We start from the raw sequence: 15,759 nt of genomic DNA on the forward strand, positions 1-15,759 counted from the left end.
GGCCCTACAACACCAGCGAGAGCAGCAGGATGAACACCAGGGAGGCCACCGAGATGATGGTCTCCATCACCGACCAGGTCTTCACGGTCTGCCCGACGTCCATGCCGAAGTACTCCTTCACCAGCCAGAAGCCGGCGTCGTTGACATGGCTGAAGAAGAGCGAACCGGCGCCCACGGCGAGGACCAGCAGGGCCACGTGCGCCGTCGACATGTCGGCGGCGAGCGGGGCGACGAGGCCGGCCGCGGAGATGGTGGCGACGGTGGCCGAACCGGTGGCCAGGCGGATCGCGACCGCGATCAGCCAGCCCAGCAGCAGCGCCGGGATCGACCAGTCCTCGGAGAAGTCGAGGATCATCTGGCCGACGCCCGCGTCGATCAGGGTCTGCTTGAAGCCGCCGCCCGCGCCGACGATGAGCAGCACGCCCGCGATCGGGGCGAGCGACTTCTCGACGGTGGAGGCGAGCCGGTCCTTGGTGAACCCGGCCGCCCGGCCCAGCGTGAACATGCCGACGATCACGGCGGCCAGCAGGGCGATCAGCGGCGAGCCGACGACGTCGGTGACGCGCTGGAGGTGGTTGTCCGGGTTGTCCACCACGATGTCGACCAGGGCCTTGGCGAGCATCAGGACGACCGGGAGCAGCACGGTCGCCAGCGTGGCGCCGAAGCTCGGGCGCCGGTCCAGGTCCTCGGAGGCGCGCTGCGGGACCATGCCCTCCGGCGCCTTGATGTCCACCCAGCGGGCGGCGAACCGGGAGAAGACGGGGCCGGCCAGGATCACCGTCGGGATGGCGACGACGACACCGAGGGCGAGGGTCACGCCGAGGTTGGCGTCGAGGGAGTCGATCGCGGCCAGCGGGCCGGGGTGCGGCGGGATCAGCCCGTGCATCACGGACAGGCCGGCGAGCGCCGGGATGCCGATCCGCATCAGGGAGTAGTTGCCGCGCTTGGCGACCAGCAGCACCACCGGGATCAGCAGCACGATGCCGACCTCGAAGAAGAGCGGCAGGCCGATGATGGAGGCGATCAGCACCATCGCCCAGGGCATCGCCCGTCCACTGGCCTTGGCGAGGATCGTGTCGACGATCTGGTCGGCGCCGCCGGAGTCCGCGAGCAGCTTGCCGAGGATCGCACCGAGCGCGATCAGGACGCCGACACCCGCGACGGTGGAGCCCAGACCGGCGGTGAAGCTGGTGATGGTCTTGTCCAGCGGGGCGCCCGCGAAGGCGCCGAGCGCCAGCGAGCCGATGGTCAGCGCCAGGAAGGCGTGCATCCGGAACTTGGTGATGAGCAGGACGATGACGGCGATGCCCGCCAGGACGGCTATGCCCAGTTGGGCGTTTCCGGCCGAGGTGATGGGCTCGACGGCGTCCGCTGCCAGCGTCTCGACGCTGAGACTGGTCACGGTGATGATCCTTATATTTCGAGCCGGCGCAGCGCGGCGACGGCTCGCTCGGTGATTTCTTCGGGTGTGCCGGACACGTCGACCGAGACGCCGGCCTCGTCCGCCTGGAGCGGTTCGAGGGTGGCGAACTGCGAGTCGAGCAGAGCGGTCGGCATGAAGTGGCCCTTGCGCTCGGTCATGCGCCGCTCGATGAGGGCGCGGTCACCGGTCAGGTGCAGGAAGAGCGCGTCCGGGGCCTCGCCGCGGAGCCGGTCGCGGTAGGCGCGCTTCAGCGCGGAGCTGCTGACGACACCTCCGAGCCCGGCCCTGCCGTGTGCCCAGCGGCCGATGGCTTCCAGCCACGGCCAGCGGTCCGCGTCGTCCAGCGGGGTGCCCGCCGACATCTTGGCGATGTTCGCCGCGGGGTGGAAGTCGTCGCCCTCGGCGTACGGAACGCCGAGGGCGGCGGCGAGCAGGGGACCGATCGTGGTCTTGCCGGTGCCCGCTACGCCCATCACCACGACGACGTGGGGGGTGCTCATGGATGGTGCCTCGCTGTCTTCTTCGACATCGGTCCGTCGCGCTACTGAAACTCATTACGTACGACTTATTCAAGTCACTGTGACATATACGTCGTACTTATAGCCGTCCAGGGGGCGCCCGCGACCGTCACGACGCCTCCGGCCGGGAACGGGAAGCCGCCCGGCCTCCCCGTACGCTGGGGCCATGACCACACAGAGCCAGGGGCTGCATACCCATGTGCTGGACGCCCTCGGCCTGGAAATCACGTCCGGCGAGTGCCCGCCCGGCAGCGTTCTACGCGCCGACGAGATGGCCCGTCGCTTCGCCGTCTCCCGCACCGTCGTCCGCGAGGTCGTCCGTGTCCTGGAATCGATGCATCTGGTCGAGTCCCGGCGCCGGGTCGGCGTGACCGTCCGCCCCACCGAGTCGTGGAACGTCTACGACCCCCGTGTCATCCGCTGGCGGCTGGCCGGCGCCGACCGGCCGAGGCAGCTGCGGTCGCTCACCGTGCTGAGGTCGGCCGTCGAACCCGTCGCCGCCTCCCTCGCGGCCCGCCACGCCACCGCCGCCCAGTGCGCCGCCCTCACCGAGTGCGCCCTCGGCATGGTCGCCACCTCGCGCGGCGGGCAACTGGAGGGCTATCTGCGGCACGACGTCGCCTTCCACCGGATCGTGCTCGACGCCTCCGGGAACGAGATGTTCGCCCGGCTCGGCGACGTCGTCGCCGAGGTGCTGTCCGGCCGCACCCACCACCAGGTGATGTACGAGGACCCCGACCCCGCCGCCGTCACCCTGCACGTCAGGGTCGCCGAGGCCGTACGGGAACGGGACGCCGAGGCCGCCGAGCGCCTCACCCGCCAGATCACCGTCGGCGCCCTCCAGGAACTCGACGTACTCGCGCCCTGACCGGCGCGCCCGGGGGCGTAGCGTTCGACCAGGTAAGCACGCACAACAGGGAGACCACGCAATGGCGCAGCACGTGCAAGGGGTCGTCGCACCCGGCAAGAACCAGCCGGTACGGGTCGAGACCATCGTCATCCCCGACCCCGGCCCCGGCGAGGCCGTGGTGAAGATCCAGGCCTGCGGCGTCTGCCACACGGACCTGCACTACAAGCAGGGCGGCATCAACGACGACTTCCCGTTCCTGCTCGGCCACGAGGCGGCGGGCGTCGTGGAGAGCGTCGGCGACGGCGTCACCGACGTCGCCCCCGGCGACTTCGTCATCCTCAACTGGCGCGCGGTGTGCGGCCAGTGCCGGGCGTGTCTGCGCGGCCGCCCGTGGTACTGCTTCAACACCCACAACGCCACCCAGAAGATGACGCTGCTGGACGGCACCGAACTCTCGCCCGCCCTCGGCATCGGCGCGTTCGCGGAGAAGACCCTCGTCGCCGCCGGGCAGTGCACCAAGGTCGACCCCGAGGTCTCCCCGGCCGTCGCCGGTCTCCTCGGCTGCGGCGTGATGGCCGGCATCGGCGCCGCCATCAACACCGGCCAGGTCGGCCGCGGCGACTCCGTCGCGGTCATCGGCTGCGGAGGCGTCGGTGACGCCGCCGTGATGGGCGCGCGGCTCGCGGGCGCGGCGAAGATCATCGCCGTCGACATCGACGACCGCAAGCTGGAGACGGCGAAGAAGATGGGCGCCACCCACACCGTCAACTCCCGCTCCACCGAACCCGTCGAGGCGATCCGCGCACTCACCGACGGCAACGGCGCGGACGTCGTCATCGAGGCGGTCGGCCGCCCCGAGACGTACAAGCAGGCGTTCTACGCCCGTGACCTGGCCGGCACCGTCGTCCTCGTCGGCGTACCCACCCCGGACATGGAACTCGAACTCCCGCTCGCCGACGTCTTCGGCCGCGGCGGCTCGCTCAAGTCGTCCTGGTACGGCGACTGCCTGCCGTCCCGCGACTTCCCGATGCTCGTCGACCTGCACCAGCAGGGCCGGATCGACCTCGGCGCCTTCGTCACCGAGACCGTGGGCCTCGGAGACGTCGAGCGCGCCTTCGAGCGCATGCACGACGGCGACGTCCTGCGTTCCGTGGTGGTGTTCTGATGACCGCTCGCGTCGACCACCTCGTCACCTCCGGCACCTTCGCCCTCGACGGCGGCGAGTGGGACGTGGACAACAACGTCTGGATCGTCGGCGACGACCGGGAGGCGATCGTCATCGACGCCGCCCACGACGCCGACGCCATCCGGGCCGCGCTCGGCGGCCGTACGCTCCGGGCGATCGTCTGCACCCACGCGCACAACGACCACGTCGACGCCGCCCCCGCGCTGGCGGACGCGACCGGCGCGCCGATCCTGCTCCACCCGGACGACCTGCCGCTGTGGAAGCTGACCCACCCGGACCGCGCGCCCGACGGCGAACTGGCCGACGGCCAGGAGCTGGAGGTCGCCGGGACCCGTCTGACCGTCCTGCACACCCCCGGCCACGCCCCCGGCGCGGTCTGCCTGTACGTCCCGGAGCTGGGCACCGTCTTCACCGGCGACACCCTCTTCCAGGGCGGACCCGGGGCGACCGGGAGGTCGTTCTCCGACTTCCCGACCATCGTCGGCTCGATCCGCGACCGGCTGCTCGCCCTGCCGGCGGACACCACCGTCCGCACCGGTCACGGCGACTCCACCACGATCGGCGCCGAGGCCCCGCACCTCGACGAATGGATCAGCCGAGGCCACTGAGCCCCAGCCCCGCCGGACCGGAACCTGCCGGTCCGGCGGGGCGGTTCGCTTCGGTCCGGCGGGGCGCTTCGCTTCGGCCGGCGGGGGCCCTGAGCCGGACCTTCACCGTCCTCCCGCCGTCAGGTGCCGCCCGGCCACTCGGAAAGGCGCAGCCGGCTCTCGAACCGGTGCGGGACACCGGTGACCGGATCGGTGAACTCCAGCACCCGCGCCAGCAGTTGCAGCGGCCGCGTCCAGTCCTCGGCCGCATCCTGCGGCCGTATGACCGGGTACAGCGGGTCGTGCAGCAGGGGCAGCCCCAGCGCGTTCATGTGGACCCGCAGCTGGTGGGTGCGCCCGGTGGCGGGCAGCAACCGGTAGCGGCCCCGCCCGGCCCGGTGGTCCAGCAGCTCGATCCGGCTCTCGCTGTTCGGCTCGCCCGCCTCCTCGCGCGCCGCGAGCACCCCGCGCTCCTTCACGATCCGGCTGCGCACCGTACGGGGGAAACCCAGCGCCGGATCGTGGGCGGCGACCGCCTCGTACTCCTTGCGCACCGCCCGGTCCCGGAACAGCGTCTGGTACGCCCCCCGGTCCTCGGGCCGGACCACGAACAGCACCAGGCCCGCCGTCAGCCGGTCCAGGCGGTGCGCGGGCTGGAGCGCCGGAATCCCCAGCTCCCGGCGGAGCCGCGCCACCGCGGTCTCGGTGACGTGGCCGCCGCGCGGAGTGGTGGCCAGGAAGTGCGGCTTGTCCGCGACGATCAACCGCTCGTCCCGGTGCACGATCCCGACCGGGAACGGAACCGGCTCCTCCGGGGCGAAGTCGCGGTGGAACCAGAGCGAGAGCCCCGCCGCGTACGGCTCGTCCCCGTCCACCGCCCTGCCGTCCGCCGCCACGAACCGCCCACCGTCCAGCATCGCGTCCACCTCCGCGACCCCCACCGCGCCCCCGAACCGCTCCCGCAGATGGTCCCGCACGGTCGCCCACGCGCCGCCCGGATCCTCCGGCAACCGCACCCGGGCCGCGTCCACCCCGTCCCGCTGCGGCAGCGGCCCCGCCCCCACCCGGCCCCGCCCCCTCACCCGAAGGTCCCTGGGCGGTACGACGAGCGGTCGGGGATCATCGGCCGGGCCTTCCGTGGTCGCGTTTTCCGGGGTTGTCGTCACCGGCACTGTCACTGTTGCTGTTGCTGTCGTTGGCTCTGTCGCGGACGCGGCGCCCGGGATGTGCCGGTGCCGGCGGCCGCCGGGCTCCGTCACGCGGGGCGCAGTGAGATGATCCCTCATACGGCCGGTGTGCTCGCGACCACCGGCGACGCCCACGACGGCCCGGCACCACCCGACGGGGCCGTGCCGAGCCGGGCGCCGTCGCCCGGTGCGCGGGAGCGTGGAGGTCCTGCCTTCGACCTCCTTCGCCGCCGCCGGCCCCCGCCGACGCATCCGCAGACCGCCGCACCTCACCACCTGGAGAACCCGTGACCGTCAGCAAGAACATCAACAACCCCGTGGGCATGGGCGGCGGCCAGCGCAAGCGGCTGTCCCGCGCGGAGCGCCAGAACAACGGGCCGCACCGCAACCTGGACCGCCGGGGCGCGGCCGACCAGAAGGCCGAACTGGTCCGCAAGATGCGCGAGAAGACCGGCACGGCCGAGAGCGACGGACAGGCGGACGACGGCACCCCGACGAGCTGACCCGCCTGCCGCCGCCCGGAAGCGGGGCCCCGACCGCGTCCTCGACGACCCGGTCCGGGCCCCGTTTCCGTACCGGCGGGAGCGGGGATCCGGCGCCGCCCGCACAGGACGGCGCGCGGGCGGTGACCCGGTCGCTCAGCCGGTTCGCGCGGCACCGGATCGCGCGGCACCCGGACACGGACGTGACGTTCGGGGCGGAATGCCTCGGCTCCACGTGCGGGGCGAAGCCCTCGACGGACGGTGCGGCAGTCGACGTGGAGTGCATGAGCCACGCGGGGCGCGGCAACCACCGTGGCTTCCGCCGCGTCTGCACCTGGTTCGCGGCGGTCGCACACGGGCCTCGCGGTCGGCGGCGGGCCGGGCAGGGCCCGGGGTGGCCCCCATGCGTTCGGCCGGCGGCCGTGCCACGGCCCGGAAAACAGAAAAACCCCACGTGAAGTGGGGTCTCTGCTGGTGTCCGAGGGGGGACTTGAACCCCCACGCCCGATAAAGGGCACTAGCACCTCAAGCTAGCGCGTCTGCCATTCCGCCACCCGGACAAGGTGTCTGTCTCGCGGGCCCGTGCCCGTTCCGACGTGGAAAACAATAGCAAACATCCGGGGGTGCTCGATCACGCCCCCGACGTGTGAACGGTGCGTGACGGGGGGTGGGCGGCCTTGGGTGTGCGGCGGGACCGCGCGAGGATGAGGGGGAGCAGCACAGTGACAGTGAAAGGAAGCAGCGTGAGCGATACCAGCACGGCACGGACCGGTTCGGGCCGGAACGCCGAGAGCGAGGTCGTCGACCTCTGTCGTGACCTGATCCGGATCGACACCAGCAACTACGGGGACCACTCGGGCCCCGGAGAGCGGCTCGCCGCCGAGTACGTCGCGGAGAAGCTCGCCGAGGTCGGCCTGGAGCCGAAGATCTTCGAGTCCCACAAGGGACGCGCCTCCACGGTGGCGCGGATCGAGGGCGAGGACCCCTCCCGGCCCGCGCTGCTCATCCACGGCCACACCGACGTCGTGCCCGCCAACGCGGCGGACTGGACCCACGACCCCTTCTCCGGTGAGATCGCGGACGGCTGCGTCTGGGGCCGGGGCGCGGTCGACATGAAGGACATGGACGCGATGACGCTCGCGGTGGTCCGCGAGCGCATGCGGACCGGCCGCAAGCCCCCGCGCGACATCGTGCTCGCGTTCGTGGCCGACGAGGAGGCGGGCGGCACCTATGGCGCCCGTTACCTGGTCGACCACCACCCCGAGCTGTTCGAAGGCGTCACCGAGGCGATCAGCGAGGTCGGCGGCTTCTCCTTCACCGTCAACGAGAAGCTCCGGCTCTACCTCGTGGAAACGGCCCAGAAGGGCATGCACTGGATGAAGCTGACCGTGGACGGCACCGCCGGACACGGGTCGATGATCCACAAGGACAACGCGATCACCGAGTTGTCCGAGGCGGTCGGGCGGCTGGGCCGGCACAAGTTCCCGGTCCGGGTCACCAAGACCCTGCGCCACTTCCTGGACGAGCTGTCCGACGCCCTCGGCACCGAGCTCGACCCCGAGAACATGGACGAGACGCTGGCCAAGCTGGGCGGCATCTCCAAGCTCATCGGCGCCTCCCTGCAGAACACCGCCAACCCCACCCAGCTCGGCGCCGGCTACAAGGTCAACGTCATCCCCGGCCAGGCCACCGCCCACGTGGACGGCCGCTACCTGCCGGGCTACGAGGAGGAGTTCCTGGCGGACCTGGACCGCATCCTCGGCCCGAACGTGAAGCGGGAGGACGTGCACGCCGACAAGGCGCTGGAGACCACCTTCGACGGCGCGCTCGTGGACGCGATGCAGAAGGCGCTGGTGGCCGAGGACCCGATCGCCCGCGCCGTGCCGTACATGCTGTCGGCCGGAACCGACGCGAAGTCCTTCGACGACCTCGGGATCCGCGGCTTCGGCTTCGCGCCGCTGAAGCTGCCGCCGGAACTCGACTTCGCCGGGATGTTCCACGGCGTGGACGAGCGGGTCCCGGTGGACGGACTGCAGTTCGGCGTCCGGGTGCTGGACCGGTTCATCGATCACAGCTGATGTGTTGACGGTGGGATTTTCGTTCCGGCCGGCCCTCGTCGGCGCGCTCCGGGAGAATCCCTCTGCCGCCGGGATTGCCCCGGAGAGGCGGCCGGCGCCGTGCCCGCGGCCCGGCCGGTGCCGTCTCCCCGCGGCCGACCGCGGCACGTGCCTGGCACACGAAAATATGGGCCGATATTCGCCCGCCCGTACGACTCTCACCGGAAAGAGTGAAAGGGGGCGGGTGCTCGTAGCCCCCCTCGCGCCTCCTCGTTACAAGGGGTGCGGTCCGCGGCTGGGACCGCACTTTCCAACTAGGAGGAAACATGATCAAGAAGGTCGTCGCTGCTGCGGCTGCTACCGGTGGTCTCGTTCTCGCGGGTGCCGGCATGGCCGTCGCCGACTCGGGTGCGCAGGGTGCCGCCATCGGCAGCCCCGGTGTCATCTCGGGCAACGTCATCCAGGTCCCGGTCCACGTCCCGGTGAACGTGTGCGGTAACACGATCTCCGTGATCGGCCTGCTGAACCCCGCCTTCGGCAACGTCTGCGTCAACGACTGACGTGTGGGTCAACCCGTAAGGGTTTGAGCCGGCGGCCCCGGAGTGCGCCACGCGCTCCGGGGCCGTTCGGCATTCGGCCCTCGCACGGTCGTGTCCGGGGGTTTTTCGGAAGGCAGAAGGCAGGAAACAACCTATGCGACAGGTCACTCGTAAGGGCCTGATCACCATGGCGGCCGCGGGCGGAGTGCTCGCGCTCGGAGGCGGCTACGCGCACGCCGACTCGGGGGCGGCGAGCTCCGCGACGAATTCCCCGGGGGTGCTGTCAGGGAATTCGGTCCAGATCCCGGTCGAGATTCCGGTGAACGTCTGCGGGAATTCCGTGGACGTCGTCGGACTGCTCAACCCGTCCTTCGGCAACGACTGCGAGAACGGCACGCAGGAAGCCGCCGCGCCGGACACCGGCTACGACCACGCGTCGTCCGGTACCTCCCGGCCTGGACGCGGCTCCACGGCGGGCGACACCACGGCCCGGCACGACGGGGAGGGCACCGGCCGCCACCGCGGCGGCGCGGGCGGCGCCACGGCGGAGTCGGTCACCGCGGGCTCGCCGGGCATCCTGTCCGGCAACAGCGTGCAGGCGCCGATCAGCGTCCCGGTCAACGTGTGCGGCAACTCCGTGGACGTCATCGGTCTGCTGAACCCGACCTTCGGCAACGAATGCGCCAACGACGTGGAGGTGACTCCGCCGACCGAGGTGCCGGAGAAGCCGCCGGTCACGCCGGAGGAGCCGCCGGTTCTTCCGCCGGCGAACGAGCCGACCGAGCCGAACGCCCCCGAGCCGCACGAGGCGCCGGGTGAGCAGCTCGCGCAGACCGGAGCGGGCGGGCTCGACCTGCTGATCCCGGCCGGTGCGGGGCTGATGCTCGCCGGTGCGGGGACCGTGCTCTACCGGCGCTCGCGCAGCGCCGCCTGAGGGTCCTGCGTCCGCGCAGGCACGCATGACGGTCCGGTGCCGTGGGCGCCGGACCGGTGGGGAAGACCGAGCGGGTCCCGTCGTGACGGGGCCCGCTTCTCCGCGTCCGTCGGGGCGGAACGGTGGCCGGGTCGCGGCCCGGCCACCGCTCTCTACCCGGTCACCAGGTGGCCCGGAGCTGGCGGATGATCCGCCGCCTCAGCCGCACCCGGCGACTGCCGTCGCGGCGCAGCGTCAGGCGGTCCAGCTCCCAGTGCCCGTACTCGGCGTGGTCGGTCAGCAGTCGGGCCGCATCCTTGCGGGACACCCCGCGCGGCACGTACACGTCGACAAATTCGTATTCCGGCATCGAATCTATTGTGCGGGCACAGGCCCGGTACGGATAGCGTCTGCTTCATGTCTGATGCTGCGCAGCCCACCGCTGCCGAGGTACGTGCCGCCGCCGAAGCGGTGAAGGCCGCGCTCGACCGTCACCTCGACGCGGTCGAACGCCGTAGCGGGGACGAGGATCCCGCTGTCTACGAGGCGTTCAACGCCCTGGCCGCCGCCGCCGAGGTCTACGACGAACTTCTCTACGAACGCCATGACGAGGTCACCCCCTTCGAGATCCCGGCGGCGGACGATTCCATGCCGCCGTACGCCGGCCCGACGGAACCCCACGCGCTCAGCGTGCTGATCCGGCGGGACTACGCGGTCGCGGAGCCGCCGCGACTGTTCGCGCAGGCCCAGCGCATCGTGGACGGCGACCCCGGCGAACACGACGAGGGGGCCGCCGCCGAGGTCGCCGGCAGCGTCCACGCCGCCCTGGGCGTGCTGTTCGGGGAGTACGAGCCGGACGAGATCGCCTCCCGGCACGAGGAGTTCGGGCTGGAGGAAGGCGACTCCACGCTCTGGGTGTCGGCGGCCGAGGAACTGCCCGAACCGGGGGAGTGGCTGGCCGCGCCCTTCGACGACGCCGATCCCGAACTGGTGGTGTGCCGGTTCGACGTCAGCGCGGTCTTCGACGAGGACGAGGACGACGCGGAGGAGGACCACGACGTTCTCCCGGCGGGCGGCATCTGACCGGCCGGGCCGCGTCCGGCAGGCAGGGCGGGGCGGCCCGCCGGGGTACCGAGCAGGGCCCCGCAGGGCGGCCCGCCGGGGCACGAACGGGCTCAGCGAGGTGGCCCAGCGGGGCACGAACGGGCCCCGCACGACGGCCGCCGGGGTACGGAAAGGGGCGGGGTCCGGCATGCGTGCCGGACCCCGCCCCTCGTCGTTGCGGGTCCGGGGGCCCTGCGGCACCCGGACACCGGTCTCAGGAAGCCGCGTCGGGCGTCGGCAACGCTTCGAGCAGCGCACGGAGCCGCGTCGTCCGCTCCTGTGCCGGGACACCGGCGACGGCTCGGGGCAGCGCCTGGTCCACACCGTGCACCACGGACAGGTGGCGCTCCGCCCGGCCGAAGGCGGTGTACACCCACGGCCTGCTCAGTCCGGCCGCGGCGTCGCCGGGCAGCACGACCACCGCGGCCGGCCAGCGCATCCCGGCCGCCTGGTGGGCGCTCAGCGCCCAGCCGTGCCGGACCGCCGACGCGACCAGCGCCTGCGGCACCACGACGGGCTCCCCGGAACAGTCCAGCCGCAGCCCTTCGGCGTCCGCGGACACGACGACGCCCGGCACCGCCCGCCCCGGCGCCGGTACGTGCACCACGCGGTCGCCCGGGTCGAAGCCGCCGAAGCGGCCCGGCCCCGGATTCAGCCGCTCCTTCAGCGCCGCGTTGAGCGCGACGGTGCCCGCCGCGCCCCCGTGGCCGACCGTGACGACCTGGGTGTCGGCGGACGGGATGGAGAACGCGCGCGGCACCGAGTCGGCCACCAGCTGCACGGTGCGGTGGATCGCCTCGCCGGCGTCGCGCACCGGCACGATCACCACCTCCTTGCCCGGCGCCGCCACGGCGTTCAGCTCCCCGATGCCGATCCCGGAGACCAGCTCGCCGACCGGGCCGGGGTCCGGCGTGCGGGAGACGACCTGCGGACACGCCCGGGAGGCGAGCACGTCGCCGAAGACCCGGCCGGCGCCCGCCGAACCGAGCACCCCCGGGTCGCCGCTCAGCACCAGGCGAGATCCGTCGGCCAGCGACTCCACCAGCATCGCGGCGCCCTCCACGTCCAGTTGCGGTGCGTCGAGCACCACCAGCAGGTCCAGGGCGAGCGCGCCCTCCGCGTCCCGTCCGGGGCCCTCCGCGCCGGACAGCAGACCGGCCAGGGTGACCGCGGCCTCCGGTGCGCCGACGGCCTCGGCCAGCCGGCGCCTGCCGTCCGGGCTGTGCGCCGTGCCGAGGGCGCGCAGCCCCAGCCCGCGGGCGGCGGCGATCAGCGCGGCGGGCTCGGCGCGCGCCGCCTCCCCGCCGCAGTGCGCGACGAGCCCGGCTCCGCCCACCGCGCGGATCAGCTCGGCGGCCGAGGCGGAGGGGGCCGCCGACGCGGCCTCCGCCCAGTCGGCGCCCTTGCCGCACGCGTTGATCAGCCGGGAGAGGCCGTCGGCGAGGCTCTCCTCCGCCAGCGCGTACCGGTCCAGGCCCAGCAGCACCGGGGCCGGCTCGACGGCCTGGCCGTCGGCCGCGCCGCCGTCCTCGTGCCCTTCCGCCTCGTCCGCCCCGTGGTCCGCCGTGTCGTCCGCCACCTCGTGCGGTCCGGTGTCGCCCTCGCCGGCCGGGTCGAAGCCCTCCTGGAAGACCAGCACGACCCCCTCGGCGACCGCGTGCTCCACTGCGGCCCGGGGATCGCTCACCCCGCGCTCCGCGAGACCCGCCGCCACCGTGTCCAGCTCCTGGGCGGTGTGGCCGAGCAGCGCCGCCCGCTCCAGCAGCCAGCCGGTCAGAGCGGCGGTCCTGCGCCCGTCGTCGGGCCCGCAGGCGTCGCCCAGCAGAGCACGGGCGAAACCGTCGGCCTGCTCGGGGCGTACGCCGGGCACCGACAGCAGCTGCCACGGGTCGTCCCGCAGGACGCCTGCCGCCTGACCGCCCAGCGCCGCGACGGCGGGCCGGGCCAGAGCCTCGGGCGCGCCGCCGGCGGCCAGCACCTGCGCGACGTCGGCCAGCGCCTCGGGGGCGGCCTCCGGGGCCGCCGACGCGGGCGCGGGCGCCCTCGGGCGCGCGGGGGCCGGGGTGCTCTCGGGGGCCGCGCGACGCGGTGCGGGCGCGGCGGCGGGGGAGTCGAAGAAGGTGGTGTCCGGCTCGGCGCCGCTCTCCACGGCGCGGACCGCCGCGAGGAGTTCGGCGGCGGTGCCGCTCAGCTTCGCCCCGGCCTCGACCGCGCCGGCCCTGGCGGCCTTGCGCTCCTCGATGCGTTTGCGCAGTTCGCGCTGGGCGGCGAGCTCGGCCTGCGCCTCGGAGAGCTGCGTCTCGGAGCCCTGGGCGTCCGGCGTGCCCCCGGCGACGGTCTGGCTCCCGTCATCGTCACCGTCACCGCCCTCCTCCGCGCCGCCACCGGAGGCGCCGCCGGCCTCCGTCGTGCCGTCCTCGGCCGCCGCACCGTCCCCGCCGGTCTCCGGGGTCCCACCGGCCGGTTCCGCGGCCTCGGGCGCCCCGTGGGAGCCGTCGTCGGGGGCCGGGGCCCGGCCGTCCGCCGGGAGGGCGGGGTCGGGCGGGGCGCCGGCGTCCGCGCCGGGCGTCGGGTCCTCGTCCGAGGGGCCGGGGGTTTCCCCTCGGGGAAGCGCAGTCACAGCGTGCTCCAGTCCTGGTCGGGATAGCGGTGCACGGGCGCCGACACGTCGTCGAGCGCCTGGCAGATCTCGTCAGGAAGACTAAGCGCCTCCACCGACAATGCCTCCGAGAGCTGCCGCGCGTTGCGCGCGCCGACGATCGGGGCCACCACGCCCGGACGGTCCCGCACCCACGCGAGCGCCACCTGGAGCGGGGTGGTGGCGAGCCCCTCGGCGGCCGTGGCGACCGCGTCCACGATGCGCCGCGCCGACTCGTCGAGGTACGGCTCCACGAACGGGGCCAGCTGCTCCGACGCGGCCCGTGAGTCGGCGGGCATGCCCGTGCGGTACTTCCCGGTCAGCACCCCGCGCCCCAGGGGGGACGACGGCAGCAGCCCCACCCCGAGGTCGAGGGCGGCCGGCAGCACCTCCCGCTCGACGCCCCGCTGCACCAGCGAGTACTCCATCTGCGTCCCGGCCAGCCGGGTCCGGGTGCCGGGCGCGGCGAGCTGCCAGGTGGCGGCCTTGGCGAGCTGCCAGCCGGAGAACTGGCACACCCCGGCGTACCGGACGCGGCCGGAGGAGACCGCGAGGTCCAGCACCTGGAGCGTCTCCTCCAGCGGGGTCACCGGGTCGAAGGCGTGCACCTGCCACAGGTCCACGTAGTCGGTTCCCAGCCGCTCCAGGGAGGCGTCCAGGGCGGACAGCAGATGGCCGCGCGAGCCGTTGAACCTGCGGTACGGGTCGCGGACGCTGCCCGCCTTGGTGGCGACCACCAGGTCCTCGCGCGGCACCAGCCCGCCCAGCAGCTTGCCGAGGAGGTACTCCGCCTCGCCGCCGCCGTAGACGTCGGCGGTGTCCACGAGGGTGCCGCCCGCGTCCCAGAAGACCTTCAACTGGTCGGCGGCGTCGTGCTCGTCCGTGTCCCGGCCCCAGGTGAGCGTGCCGAGCCCGATCCGGGACACACGAAGGCCGGTGCGGCCGAGATGCCTCTGCTCCATGTGCGCCGAGATTACTGGCCGGGGCCCCGGCGGACACCGGCCTGTGGACAACCTCTGCCCACCGGTTCACGTGGACGGCGTGTCGTCCACAGGCCGGACCCGGGGCCTGCCGATTCGGGGCGGGGCGCGCTAGAGTCCGGCGCACAGGGACGTTACTGATCAGTAAGGGGAGCGGCTATGCGGCTCGGCATCAATCTCGGTTACTGGGGCGCGGGGATGGACGGCGACAACCTCGCCGTCGCGCAGGAGGCCGACCGGCTCGGATACGACGTCTGCTGGGCCGCCGAGGCGTACGGCTCCGACGCGCCCACCGTGCTCACCTGGGTCGCCGCGCAGACCGAGTCCATCGACGTCGGCTCCGCGATCATGCAGATCCCGGCCCGTCAGCCCGCGATGACGGCCATGACGGCCGCCACCCTCGACTCGCTCTCCGGCGGCCGCTTCCGCCTCGGCCTCGGCGTCTCCGGCCCCCAGGTCTCCGAGGGCTGGTACGGCGTCACCTTCGACAAGCCGCTGGCCCGCACCCGCGAGTACGTCGAGATCGTCCGCAAGGCCATGTCCCGCGAGCGCCTCACGTACGACGGACAGCACTGGACGCTGCCGCTGCCCGGCGGTCCCGGCAAGCCGATCAAGCTCACCGTGCACCCGCAGCGCGAGCACATCCCGCTCTACATCGCCGCGATCGGCCCGAAGAACCTGGAGCAGACCGGCGAGATCGCCGACGGCGCCCTGCTGATCTTCCCCTCCGCCGACCACCTGGAGGAGACGGCGGTCCGGCACCTGCGCGCGGGCCGCGAGAAGGCCGGCAAGACCATGGAGGGCTTCGACGTCTGCCCGACCGTGCCGCTCGCCGTCGGCGACGACGTGCCCGGCCTCGCCGACATGTTCCGCCCCTACACCGCCCTGTACGTCGGCGGCATGGGCAGCCGGAAGCAGAACTTCTACAACCAGCTCGCCCAGCGGATGGGCTACGAGAAGGAAGCCGCCGAGATCCAGGACAAGTACCTCTCCGGCGACAAGACGGGCGCCGGCGCCGCCGTCCCGCACCGGCTCATCGACCAGACCACGCTGCTCGGGCCGGTGCAGCGGATCGCGGAGCGCATGCAGGCGTACGCCGCCGCGGGCGTCACCACGCTCACCCTGGCGCCGGCCGGCTTCACGCGGGAGGAGCGGATCGCCGCCGTCCGCGCCGGCACCGAGGCATTGGAGCTGTCCGGCCTGGCCGAGTAGCCGCAAGCCACCGCGGCGGGCGGGGACCGGTACGGCGGGCCCCGCCCCCGCTCCGGTTGCCTACCGTCCCGTACCGCCTTGTA

The 15,759-nt window shown here is 73.2% G+C and carries 15 protein-coding genes and 1 tRNA gene; 9 read left to right on the plus strand and 7 right to left on the minus strand.

Annotated features, from left to right (window positions below; all coding sequences use genetic code 11):
* Positions 1 to 4: 4 nt before the first annotated feature.
* Entirely contained in the window at positions 5 to 1,402 is a 1,398-nt protein-coding gene (locus tag Q0994_RS21880) for a GntP family permease (RefSeq protein WP_299537630.1), read from the minus strand.
* Between the two features lie 11 nt (positions 1,403 to 1,413).
* On the minus strand, positions 1,414 to 1,923 hold the full coding sequence (locus tag Q0994_RS21885; protein WP_299537631.1) for a gluconokinase: 510 nt from the start codon (positions 1,921 to 1,923) through the stop codon (positions 1,414 to 1,416).
* Between the two features lie 184 nt (positions 1,924 to 2,107).
* Here Q0994_RS21885 and Q0994_RS21890 point away from each other — a divergent pair, with 184 nt between their 5' ends.
* The 3 genes from Q0994_RS21890 (at position 2,108) to Q0994_RS21900 (ending at position 4,585) form a co-directional block, all read left to right on the plus strand.
* Positions 2,108 to 2,809 (plus strand): FadR/GntR family transcriptional regulator, encoded by a 702-nt coding sequence (locus Q0994_RS21890; RefSeq protein WP_299537632.1) that lies wholly within the window; start codon positions 2,108 to 2,110, stop codon positions 2,807 to 2,809.
* A 61-nt stretch (positions 2,810 to 2,870) separates the two neighbouring features.
* Positions 2,871 to 3,956, plus strand: coding sequence for an S-(hydroxymethyl)mycothiol dehydrogenase (locus Q0994_RS21895; RefSeq protein ID WP_299537634.1), 1,086 nt, complete (start codon positions 2,871 to 2,873; stop codon positions 3,954 to 3,956).
* The gene (locus tag Q0994_RS21900) at positions 3,956 to 4,585 is read left to right on the plus strand and encodes an MBL fold metallo-hydrolase (RefSeq protein ID WP_299537636.1); all 630 of its coding nucleotides are present in this window, start codon (positions 3,956 to 3,958) and stop codon (positions 4,583 to 4,585) included. Before Q0994_RS21895 ends, Q0994_RS21900 begins: the two co-directional genes overlap by 1 nt.
* Before the next feature lie 119 nt (positions 4,586 to 4,704).
* On the opposite strand, the gene Q0994_RS21905 is transcribed toward Q0994_RS21900, so the two are convergent.
* On the minus strand, positions 4,705 to 5,646 hold the full coding sequence (locus Q0994_RS21905) for an RluA family pseudouridine synthase (RefSeq protein WP_299537637.1): 942 nt from the start codon (positions 5,644 to 5,646) through the stop codon (positions 4,705 to 4,707).
* A 392-nt stretch (positions 5,647 to 6,038) separates the two neighbouring features.
* Between Q0994_RS21905 and Q0994_RS21910 the strand changes: the two genes are divergently transcribed.
* The gene (locus Q0994_RS21910; protein WP_299537639.1) at positions 6,039 to 6,254 is read left to right on the plus strand and encodes a DUF6243 family protein; all 216 of its coding nucleotides are present in this window, start codon (positions 6,039 to 6,041) and stop codon (positions 6,252 to 6,254) included.
* A 451-nt stretch (positions 6,255 to 6,705) separates the two neighbouring features.
* Here Q0994_RS21910 and Q0994_RS21915 read toward each other — a convergent pair.
* Positions 6,706 to 6,793: transfer RNA gene (locus Q0994_RS21915), tRNA-Leu, on the minus strand.
* A 183-nt stretch (positions 6,794 to 6,976) separates the two neighbouring features.
* On the opposite strand from Q0994_RS21915, the gene Q0994_RS21920 reads away from it, so the two are divergent.
* From Q0994_RS21920 to Q0994_RS21930, 3 genes are all read left to right on the plus strand, one after another.
* On the plus strand, positions 6,977 to 8,311 hold the full coding sequence (locus tag Q0994_RS21920; RefSeq protein WP_299537640.1) for a M20/M25/M40 family metallo-hydrolase: 1,335 nt from the start codon (positions 6,977 to 6,979) through the stop codon (positions 8,309 to 8,311).
* A gap of 305 nt (positions 8,312 to 8,616) precedes the next feature.
* Positions 8,617 to 8,850 (plus strand): chaplin ChpH, encoded by a 234-nt coding sequence (gene chpH, locus Q0994_RS21925; protein ID WP_299537641.1) that lies wholly within the window; start codon positions 8,617 to 8,619, stop codon positions 8,848 to 8,850.
* Between the two features lie 133 nt (positions 8,851 to 8,983).
* Positions 8,984 to 9,763, plus strand: a complete 780-nt coding sequence (locus tag Q0994_RS21930) for a chaplin (protein ID WP_299537642.1) — start codon at positions 8,984 to 8,986, stop codon at positions 9,761 to 9,763.
* 160 nt (positions 9,764 to 9,923) lie between these two features.
* Here Q0994_RS21930 and Q0994_RS21935 read toward each other — a convergent pair whose 3' ends face one another.
* The gene (locus Q0994_RS21935) at positions 9,924 to 10,112 is read right to left on the minus strand and encodes a DUF5703 family protein (protein WP_299537643.1); all 189 of its coding nucleotides are present in this window, start codon (positions 10,110 to 10,112) and stop codon (positions 9,924 to 9,926) included.
* 47 nt (positions 10,113 to 10,159) lie between these two features.
* Between Q0994_RS21935 and Q0994_RS21940 the strand changes: the two genes are divergently transcribed.
* The gene (locus Q0994_RS21940) at positions 10,160 to 10,825 is read left to right on the plus strand and encodes a hypothetical protein (protein WP_299537644.1); all 666 of its coding nucleotides are present in this window, start codon (positions 10,160 to 10,162) and stop codon (positions 10,823 to 10,825) included.
* Between the two features lie 235 nt (positions 10,826 to 11,060).
* On the opposite strand, the gene Q0994_RS21945 is transcribed toward Q0994_RS21940, so the two are convergent.
* Both Q0994_RS21945 and Q0994_RS21950 read right to left on the minus strand, forming a co-directional pair.
* Positions 11,061 to 13,466 (minus strand): helix-hairpin-helix domain-containing protein, encoded by a 2,406-nt coding sequence (locus Q0994_RS21945; RefSeq protein ID WP_299537645.1) that lies wholly within the window; start codon positions 13,464 to 13,466, stop codon positions 11,061 to 11,063.
* Positions 13,463 to 14,446, minus strand: a complete 984-nt coding sequence (locus Q0994_RS21950) for an aldo/keto reductase (RefSeq protein ID WP_299537647.1) — start codon at positions 14,444 to 14,446, stop codon at positions 13,463 to 13,465. Before Q0994_RS21950 ends, Q0994_RS21945 begins: the two co-directional genes overlap by 4 nt.
* Before the next feature lie 177 nt (positions 14,447 to 14,623).
* Here Q0994_RS21950 and Q0994_RS21955 point away from each other — a divergent pair, with 177 nt between their 5' ends.
* Entirely contained in the window at positions 14,624 to 15,676 is a 1,053-nt protein-coding gene (locus Q0994_RS21955; RefSeq protein ID WP_299537648.1) for an LLM class F420-dependent oxidoreductase, read from the plus strand.
* Positions 15,677 to 15,759 lie beyond the last annotated feature (83 nt).

It is taken from the genome of uncultured Streptomyces sp., from assembly GCF_947488945.1.
GTDB lineage: Bacteria > Actinomycetota > Actinomycetes > Streptomycetales > Streptomycetaceae > Streptomyces.